This window comes from Mesorhizobium sp. NBSH29, from assembly GCF_015500055.1.
GTDB lineage: Bacteria > Pseudomonadota > Alphaproteobacteria > Rhizobiales > Rhizobiaceae > Neomesorhizobium.
The window spans coordinates 155,843-171,925 of record NZ_CP045492.1 but is presented as its reverse complement, the minus strand read 5'-3'; the positions used below and the strand labels follow the sequence as shown (position 1 = coordinate 171,925).

The 16,083-nt window shown below is 55.7% G+C and carries 16 protein-coding genes; 11 read left to right on the top strand and 5 right to left on the bottom strand.

All coding sequences use genetic code 11. From position 1 onward, the window contains the following. Positions 1-61 precede the first annotated feature (61 nt). Positions 62-967, top strand: coding sequence for a UTP--glucose-1-phosphate uridylyltransferase GalU (gene galU, locus GA830_RS00875; protein ID WP_195163281.1), 906 nt, complete (start codon positions 62-64; stop codon positions 965-967). Between the two features lie 39 nt (positions 968-1,006). On the opposite strand, the gene GA830_RS00870 is transcribed toward galU, so the two are convergent. Then, positions 1,007-2,704 carry an outer membrane beta-barrel protein gene (locus GA830_RS00870; RefSeq protein ID WP_195164691.1) on the bottom strand — a complete coding sequence of 566 codons (1,698 nt, stop codon included), beginning with the start codon at positions 2,702-2,704 and terminating at the stop codon, positions 1,007-1,009. Positions 2,705-2,850: 146 nt separating this feature from the next. Between GA830_RS00870 and GA830_RS00865 the strand changes: the two genes are divergently transcribed. Then, complete coding sequence (locus tag GA830_RS00865) at positions 2,851-3,852, top strand: KpsF/GutQ family sugar-phosphate isomerase (protein WP_195163280.1); 1,002 nt, start codon at positions 2,851-2,853, stop codon at positions 3,850-3,852. Positions 3,853-3,858: 6 nt separating this feature from the next. Here the strand turns inward: GA830_RS00865 and GA830_RS00860 are convergent, their stop codons facing one another. Both GA830_RS00860 and GA830_RS00855 read right to left on the bottom strand, forming a co-directional pair. Beyond that, positions 3,859-4,329 carry an NfeD family protein gene (locus GA830_RS00860; protein WP_195163279.1) on the bottom strand — a complete coding sequence of 157 codons (471 nt, stop codon included), beginning with the start codon at positions 4,327-4,329 and terminating at the stop codon, positions 3,859-3,861. Positions 4,330-4,339: 10 nt separating this feature from the next. Next, the gene (locus tag GA830_RS00855) at positions 4,340-5,293 is read right to left on the bottom strand and encodes an SPFH domain-containing protein (protein WP_195163278.1); all 954 of its coding nucleotides are present in this window, start codon (positions 5,291-5,293) and stop codon (positions 4,340-4,342) included. Between the two features lie 391 nt (positions 5,294-5,684). Between GA830_RS00855 and GA830_RS20330 the strand changes: the two genes are divergently transcribed. The 9 genes from GA830_RS20330 (at position 5,685) to GA830_RS00810 (ending at position 13,702) form a co-directional block, all read left to right on the top strand. Continuing rightward, positions 5,685-6,197: a Csu type fimbrial protein gene (locus GA830_RS20330; protein WP_195163277.1), complete on the top strand. Its 513-nt coding sequence runs from the start codon at positions 5,685-5,687 to the stop codon at positions 6,195-6,197. 57 nt (positions 6,198-6,254) lie between these two features. Further along, entirely contained in the window at positions 6,255-6,767 is a 513-nt protein-coding gene (locus GA830_RS00845; RefSeq protein ID WP_195163276.1) for a Csu type fimbrial protein, read from the top strand. 53 nt (positions 6,768-6,820) lie between these two features. Next, the gene (locus GA830_RS00840) at positions 6,821-7,525 is read left to right on the top strand and encodes a fimbrial biogenesis chaperone (RefSeq protein WP_195163275.1); all 705 of its coding nucleotides are present in this window, start codon (positions 6,821-6,823) and stop codon (positions 7,523-7,525) included. A gap of 255 nt (positions 7,526-7,780) precedes the next feature. Further along, a complete protein-coding gene (locus tag GA830_RS00835) occupies positions 7,781-8,290 on the top strand; it encodes a Csu type fimbrial protein (RefSeq protein ID WP_195163274.1) in 510 nt (169 codons plus the stop codon). 43 nt (positions 8,291-8,333) lie between these two features. Next, positions 8,334-8,843, top strand: coding sequence for a Csu type fimbrial protein (locus tag GA830_RS00830; RefSeq protein ID WP_195163273.1), 510 nt, complete (start codon positions 8,334-8,336; stop codon positions 8,841-8,843). 42 nt (positions 8,844-8,885) lie between these two features. Then, positions 8,886-9,395, top strand: coding sequence for a Csu type fimbrial protein (locus tag GA830_RS00825; RefSeq protein ID WP_195163272.1), 510 nt, complete (start codon positions 8,886-8,888; stop codon positions 9,393-9,395). A 139-nt stretch (positions 9,396-9,534) separates the two neighbouring features. After that, positions 9,535-10,296, top strand: coding sequence for a fimbrial biogenesis chaperone (locus GA830_RS00820; protein ID WP_195163271.1), 762 nt, complete (start codon positions 9,535-9,537; stop codon positions 10,294-10,296). Beyond that, entirely contained in the window at positions 10,293-12,680 is a 2,388-nt protein-coding gene (locus tag GA830_RS00815) for a fimbria/pilus outer membrane usher protein (RefSeq protein ID WP_195163270.1), read from the top strand. Before GA830_RS00820 ends, GA830_RS00815 begins: the two co-directional genes overlap by 4 nt. Further along, positions 12,671-13,702: a Csu type fimbrial protein gene (locus tag GA830_RS00810; RefSeq protein ID WP_308460462.1), complete on the top strand. Its 1,032-nt coding sequence runs from the start codon at positions 12,671-12,673 to the stop codon at positions 13,700-13,702. The genes GA830_RS00815 and GA830_RS00810 overlap by 10 nt, the downstream gene beginning before the upstream one ends. Positions 13,703-13,712: 10 nt before the next feature. Here GA830_RS00810 and GA830_RS00805 read toward each other — a convergent pair whose 3' ends face one another. Beyond that, the gene (locus GA830_RS00805; RefSeq protein ID WP_195163268.1) at positions 13,713-14,921 is read right to left on the bottom strand and encodes an NAD(P)/FAD-dependent oxidoreductase; all 1,209 of its coding nucleotides are present in this window, start codon (positions 14,919-14,921) and stop codon (positions 13,713-13,715) included. Positions 14,922-14,986: 65 nt separating this feature from the next. Further along, entirely contained in the window at positions 14,987-16,048 is a 1,062-nt protein-coding gene (hemH, locus tag GA830_RS00800; RefSeq protein WP_195163267.1) for a ferrochelatase, read from the bottom strand. Positions 16,049-16,083: the final 35 nt, after the last annotated feature.

Sequence of the window (16,083 nt, the reverse complement as noted above, 5' to 3'; positions counted from 1 at the left end):
TGTCCCAGCCACAATCGGCAAGCGGCATTTGAGAACATAGTAAAGGGGAGGCAACCGGTAGATGAAAAAAGTTCGCAAGGCAGTGTTTCCGGTGGCCGGTCTTGGCACCCGATTTTTGCCGGCCACCAAGGCAATCCCGAAAGAAATGCTGACAGTCGTCGACCGCCCGGTAATCCAGTATGTCGTGGATGAGGCTCGTGAAGCGGGCATTGAACATTTCATCTTCGTCACCGGGCGTAACAAGACCGTCATCGAAGACCATTTCGACATGCAGTTCGAGCTTTACAATACACTGGAACAGCGTGGAAAGCATGAGCAGCTGGCACGGTTGCAGCGGCTGCAGCCGGGACCGGGCGAAACCAGTTTCACGCGCCAGCAGGTTCCCATGGGGCTCGGCCATGCGGTGTGGTGCGCGCGCGATCTGGTGGGCGATGAGCCGTTTGCGCTCCTGCTTCCGGACATGATCATGCAGGCTGAGACAAGTTGCATGAAAGAGATGACCGAGCTTTACCAGCAGAGCGGCGGCAATGTTATCGGTGTTCAGGAATGTGATCCCGCCGAGAGCCACAAATACGGTATTGTCGGCAAGGGCGCGGAAAAGGGCACCGGCTTTGCGATCACCGGCATGGTGGAAAAACCGGCCCAGGGCACGGCGCCCTCGAACCTCTTCATCAACGGGCGCTACATTCTCCAGCCGCAGATTTTTGATATTCTGGCGAAGCAGGAGAAGGGGGCTGGCGGCGAAATCCAGCTCACTGATGCAATGCTTGCGCTGCAGGCGCAGCAGGATTTTTTCGGCTACCACTTTCGCGGCAATACCTATGATTGCGGCTCACCCGAAGGTTTTGTCGAGGCAAATGTCGCCTTTGCGCTTTCGCGCCCGGATATTCACGACAAGGTTGCCGACACAATCCGTAAGCTGGCCAATGAAGTTGTGCCGATGGAGCGCAGGAAAGAACCGCGCTAAGCGGTTCGCCTGGAGCCGGGAGTGCCTGCCGCAATTGGCCTAGCGTTGCAGCTTCACGCCGAGGAATACGCTGTTGGTCTGGCTGTCGCGACCGGGAAGGTTGCTCTTCAACTGCTCGTGGCGAGCGCGACCGACAAGACCCATGTAGCGGTTGAACCAGTAGGTTGCTCCCGCTTCTGCCGAAAGGATGGTGTCGTGGCCGTTGGTGCTGGCGTAATCGCGATAGGAAGCGCCGATAGCGGCGTTTGCGGTGAGGTTGGCGCGCAGCTCGCGGTCTACCGAGAGTTTCGCTGCATGCAGAACTGAGCCACTTTCACCGGCGGTTGTGGTGCCTTCGACAGTGGTATTGGCTGCCAGCCCGACTGTCGTGCCGCGCTCCGGCGACCATTTGAGGTCGGCGTTCAGCGTCAAACCTGAGATCGCGGCAAGCCGCTCATCATCCAGTTCTTCGCGCAGCCAGCCGGCGGAAAATTCGCCGCCGAATTTTTCACCCAGATCAAGCGCCACGCCGGCGCGGGCACCCAACCGATCAGCTGAGCGTTGAAAACCGCTAGCGTCCAGTTTCTCATCATAGTTGCGGCGGCCGATTTCCACTTCGGCAAAGGGCGTCAGCGCTGGCGAGATCTCGTAGCCCCCGCGCAGTTTGACGGTCGCCAGCGTAGAATCGCGTTCCCGTTGCGAGAGCGTGCCGCCTGACGACAGTTCGGCATCGCCGAAGAAATCACGTTCCACGTTGCCCAGGACACTCAGCCGAAGTTTGCCAAGATCTTTTTGCAGACCAAGCCCCGCCGTCACTGTCTGGCGAACCGGTCGGGAGGCTGTGCCTTCAATAACGACCGGAGATGAAGCGGATTCCGGACGTATCACATAGCCCAGCGAGCCAACCGCGCGCAGCTCATTGTCGATCTCGTAGATGCCGGAAGCTTTGATGCCGGCCTCCTTCTCGTCGAGATCGGCGCCGGAGATGGATTGGCGCAGCGTGCCATAGGCCTCCAGCGAGGCGGAATGGCGAACCCAATCCGAGACGGCGTTCAGACGCAGCGTGGTTTCCGACAGGATCGCTGATTTTCCGTTGGCGCTGGAATCGGCGTTTGAGGTGGCGGTCAGTCCGGTCTCAAGCGTCGGCGTGACCGTAAAGGTGCCGAGCCGCAAGCCGAGTGGAGCGTAGGGGTTCTCCTCAGCGTCGCGATCAAGCCCTTCTATTGCCTCGACCCTTTCGGCGCCTTTGTCGAGTGCCAGGTCATTTTCAGAATCAACTGTTCTGGCGCGCACGGTCCCTGTCGTGAGGGTATCGTCTTGTTCGGACGGTGTTCTGCGGGCCGGAGCCGAACTTGTCCCGGACGCGCGGTCGCGCGCTTCCGATGTGCGTCGTTGAGCGGTCGAAGGGCGCCGCGCGCCGGCGGCGGTTGGTTCAGTGCCGCCATCAATACCTTGGAAAATAGAGTCGGATTCTGCGTCGACGGGCTCGTCTGCCGGGGGGGTGATTGCCTGATAGGCGGGGTGGCCCTGGATTTGATCTTGTTTTAGTTCGGAGGCTGGATGCAGTGCGGAGCGCCGCGCGGCCAACGGCTTCTTGGTCAGCGCATCGGTGCTCATATCCTGATCGTCAACGCGGCCTGAAGCCTGCTGTGCGGTCGCCGGATACGCCATCAATGCGGCTGCGCAGACCCCGGCGAGCAGGGCCAGAACTGGCAGCGCATATGCGCGTTTGGTCGTGTGAGGCCGGGCCGGAAACATTGCCACCTGACAGGTTCGAAAGGCGCCCAAGCGCCATGCTTACGGAACCGTAAATGGGGATGGTTAATGGAGCGTTGAGAAAACGCGCTTTGTAGCGTCGGCAAACAGCATTGGACAGGCCAAGCCGAAAGCGGTAATCGCAATCCATGCATGCAGGTCATCTCAAGACGCCGGTTGATGCCGGTTCGGCAATCGCTTCGGCGCTGCGCACAGTAAACACCGAGCAGGCGGGACTGACCGCGCTGGCTGCGGCGCTCGACAACGGCTTGGCTGAGCCATTTGCGCAGGCCGTGCAGATCCTCTCGGGAATCGGCGGGCGTGTTATCGTCACCGGCGTTGGTAAAAGCGGCCATATTGGCTCCAAGCTTGCGGCAACGCTGGCTTCAACGGGCACACCTGCCTTCTTCGTCCATCCAGTCGAAGCACTGCATGGCGACCTTGGCATGATCGCACGCGATGATGCGATCATCGCGCTTTCGTGGTCCGGTGAGACGCTGGAGCTGAAAGGGATCGTTGCCTATGCGCAGCGCTTTTCCATCCCGCTAATTGCCATTACGGCCGGCGAAAACTCTGCGCTGGCACGCGAGGCGAGCGTTGTCTTGAACCTGCCTCGTGCGCCTGAAGCGTGCCCGCATGGGCTGGCGCCGACGACCTCGACCTTGATGCAGCTTGTTGTAGGAGACGCGATTGCCGTCGCGCTTCTGGAAGCCCGCGGGTTCACGCCGGATCATTTTAGAGCGTTGCACCCAGGCGGCCAACTGGGCGCCAACCTGACCCATTTGAGTGAAGTCATGCATCGCGGCGAAGAGATGCCGCTGGTCGGGCTTGGAACCCGGATGCCGGAGGCGGTGACCGTGCTTTCAAAAAAGCGCCTGGGATGTGTCTGCGTTGTCGACGCCGATGGCCGGGTAGCCGGTATCGTGACCGACGGCGACCTGGCTCGCAATCTTAACCGTAACCTCGCCGAGGCCACGGTCGACGAACTGATGAGCCGTCAGCCCAAGACAGTCAAAGCGCAAACTCTGGCCAGCGCAGCACTTGGTCTGCTCAACGAGCACAATATCAGCGCCCTGATTGTCGTGGATGAAGACCAGCGCCCGGTTGGCGTGGTGCATTTCCACGACCTTTTGCGGATCGGCGTCGCCTGAGGCGCTTTAGCCGACCGCTTCGACGGTCAGATCCAGATCTGTCTTGTCGACGGAGGTCACCCGCACGGTAGCGCCTGTCGGCAAATCGGGGCCGGAGATGCGCCAGAGAGTGTCGCCGATTTTCACGCGGCCATGGCCGTTGACGATGGGTTCGCTCAGCGTTGCGGTGCGGCCGATGAGTTGGGCACCGCGGCGGTTCAGCAGCGGTTGGTCGGTGTCGCTTTCACGGCCGCCGCCCATCAGGCGGTTTCCAGCATAGGCGATGCCTAGAGAGGCTGCCAGAAAAACGATTGTTTGCACCTGCCAGCTCCAGAACGCGGCGTCCCAGATCGCCAGTGACAGCGCGCCGACTGCAAGCGCCCCGAGGCCGATCCACATCAGGAAAATGCCCGGCACGATGATTTCCAGCGCCAGAAGCACGAACCCCAGAACCATCCAGTTCCAGGGGCCGAGCTCCATGACAATGCGTTCGATCATCGCCACTGCCTCAGCTTGAAGGGCCGGTGCGCGGGGTGCGGGCCGTCGAGACGGTGTTACGTTGGGCTCCGGCGGTGCCCTCGGAACGGAACACTTCCTTGGCAATCTCGCCAATGCCGCCCAGAGTTCCGATCAGCGATGATGCTTCCATCGGCATCATGATGATCTTGGAATTGGTGGCAGAGCCGATCTTGGCCAGCGCCTCGGTGTATTTCAGCGCGACGAAATAGTTCAGAGCCTGGACATCGCCTTTGGAAATGGCCTCGGAGACGACCTGGGTAGCCTTTGCTTCCGCCTCGGCGGAGCGTTCGCGCGCCTCGGCATCGCGGAATGCGGCCTCGCGGCGGCCTTCGGCCTCCAGAACCTGCGCCTGCTTCATGCCTTCGGCTTCAAGGATCTGGGCGCGTTTGTTGCGCTCGGCCATCATCTGGCGTCCCATGGATTCGACCAGGTTGGCCGGCGGGTTGATATCCTTGATCTCGACGCGGGTAACCTTGATGCCCCAAGGGTGCGCGGCTTCATCGACAACGCGCAACAGCCGCTCATTGATGGTGTCGCGGTTGGACAGAAGCTCGTCGAGGTCCATCGACCCCATGACGGTTCGGATGTTGGTCATCGTCAGGTTCAGGATGGCATTTTGCAGCCCGGCAACCTGATAGGCCGCCTGTGGGGCGTTGAGCACCTGATAAAAGGCCACCCCGTCGACGGCCACAATGGCGTTGTCCTTGGTGATGACTTCCTGAGTCGGAACATCCAGCACCTGTTCCATCATGTTCATCTTCGCACCGATCTGGTCGAAGAAGGGGATGATAAAGTTGAGGCCGGGCGTCAGCGTGGTGGTGTAGCGACCGAAGCGCTCGACGGTGTAATTAAACCCCTGCGGGACGGTCTTGATGCCTGCAAACAGCAGCGCCAGAACCAGTATCACCAGCACCGCGATGACAATGTCGAAGCCGAAAAACATTCTGCTCTCCCTATTAAATTGCTTTAATTGATTGCCGAAATCATGCCGCGCCGCGCGCAATCAGCGACGATATCCCAAATGCTTAGGCGGGAATGCCGCCCGACACAATCACCGCGGGCAAAAAAGGCCGAGCACCGCTAAGTGTGCGCTCACGCTCGAGTGGACGACTGTTCTCGAGAAAGCTGCTCCCAATGTGGGATTATAAAAGGACCAAACTGGAGGTAAATTGGCTTGCAAAAGCATATCGTTTCGGGAAAAGAAGATGAATAAATCTGGCTGATTGCAATCCTAATGGCGGGCTACAGTGCCGAAGTAAAACTTGCAACATAGCAATATTAAGTTGATCTATTTATATATAGAACTTATTTTTTTGCGTAAATCGAGAGCTTTAATGTTGAAAATTTCGCTGTGCTTGACTCCGTTGTTACTTTTCGCAACCCAATCGCACTCGCAAATAGTAAACGGGAACCTTGAAATAAAGGCGACTGTGGTATCCGGTTGTGATTTCGAATCTGGAGGCGGAGATGCTCTCCTTGATTTCGGTTTGCTAACGCATTTTGAGGAGGCCCATCGAGCCGTCACGGCGCCAGGGTCTGGAATCAGGCTGATATGCACCAGCGGGCAAGAATACAGTGTCGGGCTCGATGGTGGTTTGGATCCGTACCTTATACAACGGCGGATGACCTCAGCATCTTCGACATCAAAAATCTTTTATTATTTGTATCAACCGGATGGCACATCATATTGGGGAAATGACCGCGGGTCCAATACTGTCGACGGTGTTGGGACAGGTGAGGCCGTTGAATATGCAGTGAATGGTTTTATAGCGCCATATCAGTGGCAAGATGGTCCAATAGCTTCAGGAAACTATTCAGACACTGTTACGATTTCAATATACTTTTAAAGTATATATATAATATGCTGTATATATCTTGATTATTTTTCAAAGTTGAGCTTCATCATGAAAAACATTGCTCTTACAATTTCGGTCGCATTTTTTGTTGCGGCGCCCAGTTCGGCAGCTTTGGCGGAAACTGCGTCCGGGGTCGTCAGGGTCAAATCAACGGTGTTGAGCGCCTGTGCGTATGAGGCTGGCGGTGATGATGTCTTGATTGATTTCGGTATCTACAACGGCCAGGTGGGCGAGGCGACGGTGCCTGCCGGGTCGGGAATCAGGTTTACGTGCACCGAGGGGACGCCATATCAGGTCGGTTTGGACCTTGGTTCGTTTCCGCAGCTTCCCTTTCGGACCATGCAAACGCCGGGAGATCCTAGTCCGTCCAGACAAATCCTCTACCGGATCTATCGACCGGGCACCTTTTTTGATTGGGGCGACGATCAAGGTAATGATACCGTAGACGGGGTCGGAACCGGTCAACCGATAGAGCTTCTGCCAAGAGGATTTATTGACAGAAAGCAGGTTGTAGAGCCTGGGGACTATTCTGATACAGTGGTTATGTCCCTCTATTTTTAGTTTGCTTAGAATTTAGACTGCACAACTGTATTTGAGATCTAGGCTATTAGATAATGACTCTGCTTTCCATTCTTGCATTCACCCTTTTGTCGATCTCTATTCCTTTCGCTCATGCTGCGTCGCTTAGTGTGTCGCCGGTGTCTTTGGATCTCTCTGCAAATCTCCGCACCGCAACGGTACAAGTGGAAAATCGCGGAGGCGCCAAAGTCAGCTTTCAGGCGCGCGTCATGAATTGGGCCCAAGTTGATGGAAAAGATGTCTTAACATCCACTCAGAGTGTCGTCGTCAGTCCACCTGTAGCTTCGATCGACCCCGGTGTTGCGTACACATTTCGCATTTTACACAAGGGGCGGCCTTCCAGTGGGGAGGAGACGTATCGGTTGTTAATTGACGAACTACCGAATGTGAATGTGAAGCGCCCCGCTACGTCGGTGTCCATGCTCGTCCAGCAATCGATCCCTATATTTTTCAGCAGTCCAGATGCTGCTGCAGAGCTCATCTGGAATATTGTGAAGGTCGACGAAGGTTACGAAGTTTCTGCGATGAATACTGGGAACCGACATGCAAAGATCTCAAACTTGAAGTTGGACAGTTACCTCGTAAAACGCGGATTGGCAGGATATGTGCTTCCTGGAAACCGGAGAACATGGTTTGTTGAGAACGAATTTGCGGAACTTCGGATGGGCGAATCAGTAAGCATTACCGCTAAAAGTAGTGATTACGGAATTAGTACATCGGTAATAGTTTCAAACAAGTAAACACACAATAAATTGATGATATAAATGAACGGGTTGGAGCCAACTAAAAAGAGCCTAAGTAATTCTATTATTGCATTCTTTTCTTTCTTTAGTATCTGCTTTTGCTCAGGCGTTTGTATATCTTGGGGTAAAGGCTAACGTCGGGTCGGGTGTGTGTTCAATCCAGGCGGTGGCGCTTTCTTTGTTGGTATTGAAGCGGCTTGTATATTTTTGCGTAGAAAATGAACTTCTGATTGAGAAAACAAAGGATTTAAGATGAAAAAGAGCTTTATCTGCGGATTGTTTTCAGCGTCGCTGCTGTTGGGTGTTGCGCCGGCCATGGCTCAGCCGACCGGAAATCTCCAGGTGAGGGCGACCGTTGGTTCAGGTTGTCAGTTCCGCACGGGCGGCGACGAGGTCATGATCGATTTCGGATTGATACCTGAAGTGATCAGTGAAACCACTGAAGCATCGCCGGCACCGGGTTCGGGCATTTCGTTTATCTGTTCGGCAGGTCTAGCCTATCATATTGGACTTGATGGAGGTCTGAATCCGGAATCTCCACTGTTACGGAACTTGGTTTCGCCAGCGGGCGATAAGATTGTGTACGCGATCAACGCTCCAGGTTTGCCTGCATGGGGCAATGAGGAGGGAGTGAATACGTATGATGGCGTCGGTGATGGACAGGCAGTTGAACTTCTTCCGATTGCGTCTTTAATGGTCTCTCCCGTCCCATATCCGTCCGGAGATTACTCGGATACTGTGAAGATTTCGATTTTCTATTGATTATTAGAATATAAACTCAATAAAAATATTACTGGAGATATAAATGAAAAAACTTGCTCTATTAGCTGCTCTTTCGATGTCACTTTCTTTGCCTGCGGCATCTGCTTTTGCTCAGCCGACCGGAAATCTTCAGGTGAGGGCGACCGTTGGTTCAGGTTGTCAGTTCCGCACGGGCGGCGACGAGGTCATGATCGATTTCGGATTGATACCTGAAGTGATCAGTGAAACCACTGAAGCATCGCCGGCACCGGGTTCGGGCATTTCGTTTATTTGTTCGGCAGGTCTAGCCTATCATATTGGACTCGATGGAGGTCTGAATCCGGTATCTCCACTGACCCGGAGATTGGTTTCGCCAGCGGGCGATGAGATTCGGTACGTGCTCAAAGCTCCAGGTTTGATTGGATGGGGCAATGAGGAGGGAGTGAATACGTATGATGGCGTCGGTGATGGACAGCCAGTTGAGCTTCTTCCGATTGCGTCTTTAAAGGTCTCTCCCGTCCCATATGCGCCTGGAGATTACGCGGATACTGTGAAGATTTCGATTTTCTATTGATTATTTGAATATAAATTCAATAAAATATTACTGGAGATATAAATGAAAAAACTTGCTCTATTAGCTGCTCTTTCGATGTCACTTTCTTTGCCTGCGGCATCTGCTTTTGCTCAGCCGACCGGAAATCTTCAGGTGAGGGCGACCGTTGGTTCAGGTTGTCAGTTCCGCACGGGCGGCGACGAGGTCATGATCGATTTCGGATTGATACCTGAATTGATCAGTGAAACCACTGAAGCATCGCCGGCACCGGGTTCGGGCATTTCGTTTATCTGTTCGGCAGGTCTAGCCTATCATATTGGACTCGATGGAGGTCTGGGCTCGGAAGAACTTGTCACCCGGAGCTTGGTTTCGCCAGAGGGTTTTATAATACCTTACCTCATCTCCGGTCCAGATTTGGTGGACTGGGGTAATGAGGAGGGAGTGAATACGTATGATGGCGTCGGTGATGGACAGGCAGTTGAGCTTCTTCCGATAGCGAAACTCGCCCAGAGGGAAAATCCATATGCGCCTGGTGATTACGCGGATACTGTGAAGATTTCGATTTTCTATTGATTATTAGAATATAATTTCAATATATACCAGCGGGGCCAATAGAGGCCCCGCTATAGTGACTATTATTTCGCTCATATGAAAATAATCTTATAATATTTAGAATTCACGTAAGAACGAAAATTTATATTACAAAATATTTATGACGACTTTAGTTTCTATATCGACTTTGTTTTGTTCAGAATTTGGAAGAATTATGATCCGCTCTTTTATGATATTCTCCATTTTGTTGTCTTTCCAGTTCATGCCGGCTGCTTATGCAGCTTCACTTGGCGTATCTCCAGTTTCACTGGATCTGGCAGCGAACCGTCGCTCGGCGACTGTCCGGGTGGAGAATTTGGGGCGGTCCAAGGCCAGCCTCCAGGCACGGATGATGAAATGGACGCAGGTAGACGGCAAAAACGTTCTCCAGCCGACGCAAAACGTCGTGGTCAGCCCGCCGCTTGCGTCTATAGAGCCAGGAGTGACCTATACCTTTCGGATCTTGCATAAGGGGAAGCCCACAAGCGGTGAGGAGACCTATCGCCTGTTGATCGATGAGTTGCCCAGCGTCAATGTCGGGCGCCCCTCGACTTCCATTTCCATGCTGGTGCAGCAGTCCATCCCTGTGTTTTTCAATAATCCCGATACTTTGGCAAAACTGACGTGGGATATAAAGAAAACAAAGAATGGCTATCAGCTTTCGGCAACCAATAGCGGCAACCGTCATTCGAAGATCGCCGATATCAAGATCAATAATAAGCTCGTCAAGCGTGGAATGGCTGGCTATCTACTCCCAGGCACCACGCGCACCTGGCCGATGGCCGGCAGCAGTTTTTCCAAGCTGAAGCCAGGCTCCACCGTCACCGTTACGGCATCCGGAAGCGACTATGGGGTCAAAACTGATGTCACGGTCGGTGGATGACCATGCGGGCGTACCTTGGTGTTGCTGTCCTTGTTCTGGCCAGCACCGGGCCTGCATTCGCGTCATCGATTTCAGACGAGGATGCAGAGGCCGGTGTAGAACTTGTCCTCTCCGTGAGCGTTAACAATCGCAGTGTCAAAGATCTGATTGTTGTCCGGCAAATGGCGGACGGTGCGATTTGCGCGACGGCAGAAAGCCTCGAACAGATTGGGCTGAAAGTTAAGCGTGCCGCCATCTCCAGATCGGGACAGGTGTGCCTGCAGGATTTGCCTGGGATAACCTTTAGCGTTGATGAGCCCGCTCAGCGGATCGATTTCGAAGCGATTGATGCGGCTCGAATGCCCCTTCAACTGAACAAGCAGAATCAAGCTGCACCCGTGGACTGGAGCGCGTTGCAGACCAGTCCCACCGCCATCATCAATTACGCATTCTACGGCGGCGCCGAGTTTGATTGGGACAAAGACATCAATACCCAGTTTCTGTCCGGCTCTTTCGATACGCGACTGTCGTCAAGATTTGGAGTGGTTTCGAGCAGTTTGCTGGCCCGTTTGAGCGAGACTGAATATCATGCCCAAGATGCCGACAGTGTCGTGCGTCTGGACTCTGCCTGGGAGTACATGCATCCGCAACGGGCTATGGCTTACCGCCTGGGTGACAGTTTATCCAGCGCACCACAGTGGGGAACCTCGTACCGTTTGGGTGGCATCCAGATTAGCCGTAACTTTGATATCCGGCCCGATTTGATCACCGCAGCCACGCCCGACTTCTCGGGCAGTTCGGCCGTGCCTACCGAGCTCGACGTCTATCTCAACAACGTCAGGGTTTATTCCGGTGAAGTGCCTGCTGGGCCTTTTGCGTACTCGCCCGGAAATTTGGGAGGTGGGGGAACTGCACGCCTGGTTATGCGCGACGAGTTGGGACGCGAAGTCACAAGGGATGTTCGTTACTACCTCATGCCAGGTCTTCTCACGCCGGGTCTGGCTGACTTCTCGCTGGAGGCTGGTTTTCCGCGGCTCTCCTACGGCAGGGAGTCTTTTGATTACGAGCAAACACCGGTCGCATCAGCGACACTGCGTTACGGGTTCACTAATCAGTTCACTGGCGAAGCGCATGTGAAGACCTTCGACGGCCTGGTCAATGGGGGTATCGGCTTCGTTGCAGCAGGCGGCCTGGGCGGCATCCATCTCGGTGTGGCCGGGAGCCATTTCGAAGGGCTCACCGGTGGTCGGGTCTATGCGCGATATCAGGGCGGCGGACGTGAGCTCAGCTACTACGCAGGCACAGAGCGCGGTTTTGGGGACTATCTGGACGTCTCAACGCTGCTGGCACGCCAAGATGATGAAAAGATTCCTGTTTCGGCACGCGCACGCACGATTGATCGTGCTGGGGTGTCGTTCCCTGGTCTGTTCGACAAGTCTCGACTGAGCTTCGGCTGGACCCAAATACGTGGCGCAGGAGAGGGTGACGATGGGCACTATATCAACGGCTCGTGGACAAACCCAATCACCGACAACATATCGTTTTATGCCAACGCGTACGGCAAGTTCGACAGCAGCGACAATTATGGTGTTTTTGCCGGTCTTACGATGAGGTTCGGAGATAACAAGTCAGCAAGCGCAAACGTCGTTGCGGATAAGAATGGTGTTGGGCTGTCGGCGCGAGCGAGCAAATCGAGCGGGTCAGAAGAAGGTGCCGTCGGCTGGACCATCGCGGCGCGTCAGCATAGCGATGGCGGCGGAACCCGCAGCGCTTCGGGCACCTATCGAACCGCACCGGTTTTCCTGGCGGCTGGGGTCGACCAATCCGATTCAAGCAAGGCTCGTGTGACTGGCAGCGCCGAGGGGTCCATCATAGCGGCCGGGGGAGGCGTGTTCGTCGCAAACCGTGCAAATGACTCGTTTGCGGTCGTCAATGTGGGGGTTCCCGGCGTCGATGTCACGCGCAACGGGCGCCGAATTGCCACCAGTGGGCGTAACGGTCGTGCCCTGATCACCAATCTGGAATCCTTCCGACAGAACCGCATCGGCATCGATGCCGCCAATCTGCCGTTGGAGCTCCAAACGGAAACGACCAACGCAACCGTTGTGCCGAATTACCGTTCCGGAGTCGTGGTGGACCTTGGGGTACGCAAGGTTCAAGCAGCTTCAGTAACAGTTCAACTGGCCGATGGGTCTGTCGTTCCTATCGGCAGTGTCGCCGCGCGGTCAGGCACCATAGACAATACTGTGGTGGGCTATGACGGTCTGATTTATCTCACCGGTCTTGTGGCTGGCCGAAACGATATTCAGGTCACCATGCCTGGCAATGAAACCTGCCAGACTTCGTTCGAATACGACCCAAAGGGCGGTGCACAGCAAACGATTGGACCTGTCACATGTCTTTGATCAGAGGGCACTATGTAAGCGGATCTATGATGCGCTGCCGGAATCCTGGCTTGGTCGCTGCTTCGGCAGCGGTTGTTCTGTTCTTTTCATCATCCCAGGACGCCGCAGCATTTTCATGCGAGATGAGCGGATGGGCGATGGATGTGGGCCAGATTGACCCAACCTCAACTGTTCCACTCGACAATTCGGGCCGTATCCAGATCCGGTGCCGGGATGGAAACCCAGGCGACACTGTTCTCCTGTGTCCTGCTATCGGTGCGCTGCATTCGACACACGACAAGAGCGCACGAAAAATGATCCCGTTGAGCGGAGCCGGATCTGAAGAGCGTTTCGTTGCTTACAACCTGTTTACAGATGCGGCGCGCACGCGGGTCTGGACGCATCCTGCATGGGGTGCGCCAGGAGATGTTCCCTCTGTCAGAGCGCATATCCGGGAAGATGGTACTGCTGAGGCCGAGTTCGGCATTCACTCACGTGTCTGGCCCAACACACATAGCGGGCACTCGGGAATGTATCGGGGCTCAACCGTGCCGGGTTCAGGTGACCAGCAGCTGTTTTTCGATATCAATTCTTCAAGCGATCAATGCAGTTACACCAGTTCCAGCACTGGAGGTGGAGAAATTGAGGTGTTGGGAACGGTCATAGACAGTTGCACCATCACCGGCAGCGATGCCGTCGACTTTGGCCGACGCGGCGTTGGAAGTGGAATTGTGGAGGCGCAGGGCAATATTTCCGTGCGCTGTACCGAAGCGACAGATTTCTCGGTGTCTTTGGGCGGCGGCGCGCAGAACAATATTCTAGACCGCCGCATGAGCAAGGGCAGCGACATGATCAGCTACCAGCTCTATACCGATCCTGGCCGCAGCAGCATATTTGGCGATGGCGTACGGGGCAGTCAGCGCGCAGGAACCGGCATGAATGCAGCGGATGTGAACGTTCCGGTCTACGGTCTTGCAGACCTGTCAAAAAATCCGCCCGCTGGCGAATATTCGGACCGGGTGATCATTACAGTCACCTATTAGGGTGCTCTGCTCACAGCGCATAAAGTCCTGCATCGCTATCGGTGCCGCCTTCAATCGCGGTGCCGATTATTTCGGAGGCGATCTGTGAGTAGGTGATGCCATTGCCGCCATAGCCCATCAGGCTGAAAATGCGCTTCTTGCCTTTCAGCCGGTCTATCAGCGGCAGGCCGGTGCTGGTGGTGCCGAAGGAGCCGGCCCAGGCGAATTCCGGCGTGACATCGAGCGCGGGCAGCAACGCCTTCAATTTCCTGGCGATGGTTTTGGTTTTTGCATCAAGCAGCGCATCCCGTTTTTCGGTGTCAGTGAATTCCTCATCCTCGCCGCCGCAGATAATACGGCCGTCCTTGGTGGCGCGCAGGTAGAGATAGGGGTCTGAGGCTTCCCAGATCAATGGCAGGCTTTTCCAGTCGAAATCCTTTTGCGGCGCGGTGGCAATTGCCCAGGTGGAGATGATCGAATGGCCGCCGGCCGGTACCTTGTCCATCAGTTCATAGCCGGTCGCGATGACGACGAACTTTGCCGAAATGGTGATGCCCTGGCTGGTGGTGACGGTGACGCCGTCCTTCGTCTCGCTGAATGTCTTGGCCTCAACAGGCGTGTAGAGGCTGGCACCCCGTTCGGCGGCTTTTAACAGCAGTCCTGCCGTCAGCTTGCGCGGATCAAGGGCCAGATTGCCATGGCCCAGAATAGCGCCATCGCGGCTGATGCCGAAGCGCGATTTGATCTCCTTGCGTTTCAGAAACAGCGCATTAATGCCGGCAGAGCGACGCGCTTCGGCCTCCTCTGCAAGGTCATCGGCGCTCATTTCATCGCCGGAGAGATAGAGTGAGGGCTTGGGTGTGGCATTGCATTCAATGCCCAGTTCCTCGATGCGGCCGGTGAGGTTTGCGACAGCCAGCCGCGAGCGACGATATGCAGCCTGCGCCTTTGCCTTGCCGATCTTCTTTGTCAGGACGGTGAGTGGCTGGTCGATCTCGAATTGCACCAGAGCGGTTGTGGCAGGCGTTGAGCCAAGCATTGCGCCATCGCGCCTGTCGATCATCACGACCTTGTGGCCCGATGCGGTGAGGCGCTCGGCTGCCATTGCGCCGCTGATGCCGATGCCGATGATGATGACATCCGTCTCGATATCGCGCTTCAGCGCAGTGGTCTCGATCTTGGGAACCTTATAGGCGCTCCAGACCGTGCGGCCCGTTCTCAGATCAAGTTTCCGGGCCATTGTCGTCCTGCGCGCATGATGGAATGGACATTCAACGCGTCGAGCAGGCTCCGGTTCCGTGCTGGCTAGAACCAGCCTTCAAGCTCGCGGCGCACCACTTCTTCGATGACGGCCATTCCTTGCACGCTGTCATTGAGGCAGGGAATGTGGCTGAACTTTTCGCCGCCGGCTGCGAAGAATTCCTCAGCCACTTCGCGGCCGATTTCATCCAGCGTCTCGATGCAATCCGCCGAGAAGCCGGGATTGATAATGGCGATGTTCTTCACGCCGTCATGCGCCAGCTTTTCAACGGTCTTGTCCGTATAGGGCTGCAGCCATTCCTGCGCGCCGAAGCGGGACTGGAAGGTTGTCATCAACTGCCTTGCGTCCAGCCCCAGCCGTTCGCGCAGCAGGCGCGTCGTCTTCTGGCAGTGGCAATGATACATGTCGCCTTTATCGAAGTAGGCTTTCGGGATGCCGTGAAACGAGGCCAGGATGATTTCCGGCTTGAAATCGAGCGTCGCCAGATGCTGCTCGACCGACTGGGCAAGCGCTTCGATATAGACTGGCTCATCATGATAGGGCGGCACTGTGCGCACGGCAGGGGCGGCGCGCATTTTCATCAGAGCGCGGAACAGCTGGTCATTGGCGGTGGCAGTGGTGGTTGCCGAATATTGTGGGTAGAGCGGGAAAGACAGGATGCGGTCGCACCCTTGAGCGTGCAGTCGCTCGACCGTTTCGGCGATGGATGGCGTGCCATAGCGCATGCCCCAATCGACGATGATTTCGGGATCACCGGCAAAAATGTCTGCCAGCTTTTCGCTTTGACTGCGGGTGATGGTGCGCAGCGGTGACTCATCTTTTTTACGGTTCCAGATGCGGGCATAATTCGCGCCAGACTTTTGCGGGCGCGTTGTCAGCACGAGGCCATAGAGGATCGGATACCAGATGGCGCGGTTCAGCTCGATCACGCGTGGGTCCGACAGGAACTCGCGCAAATAACGCCACATGGGTGCGTAAGTGGTGCCGTCTGGCGTACCCAGATTGACCAGCATCACACCCACCTTGCGCCGTGGCACGGAGGGATGCCCAGCGGGCAGGGGGCCTGTTGCCTTGTTGGCATCGCGGGAGGCAGTTGGTTTTTTCATCTTGGTTCCTTGCCGCAGGATATCTAGCGGCAGGA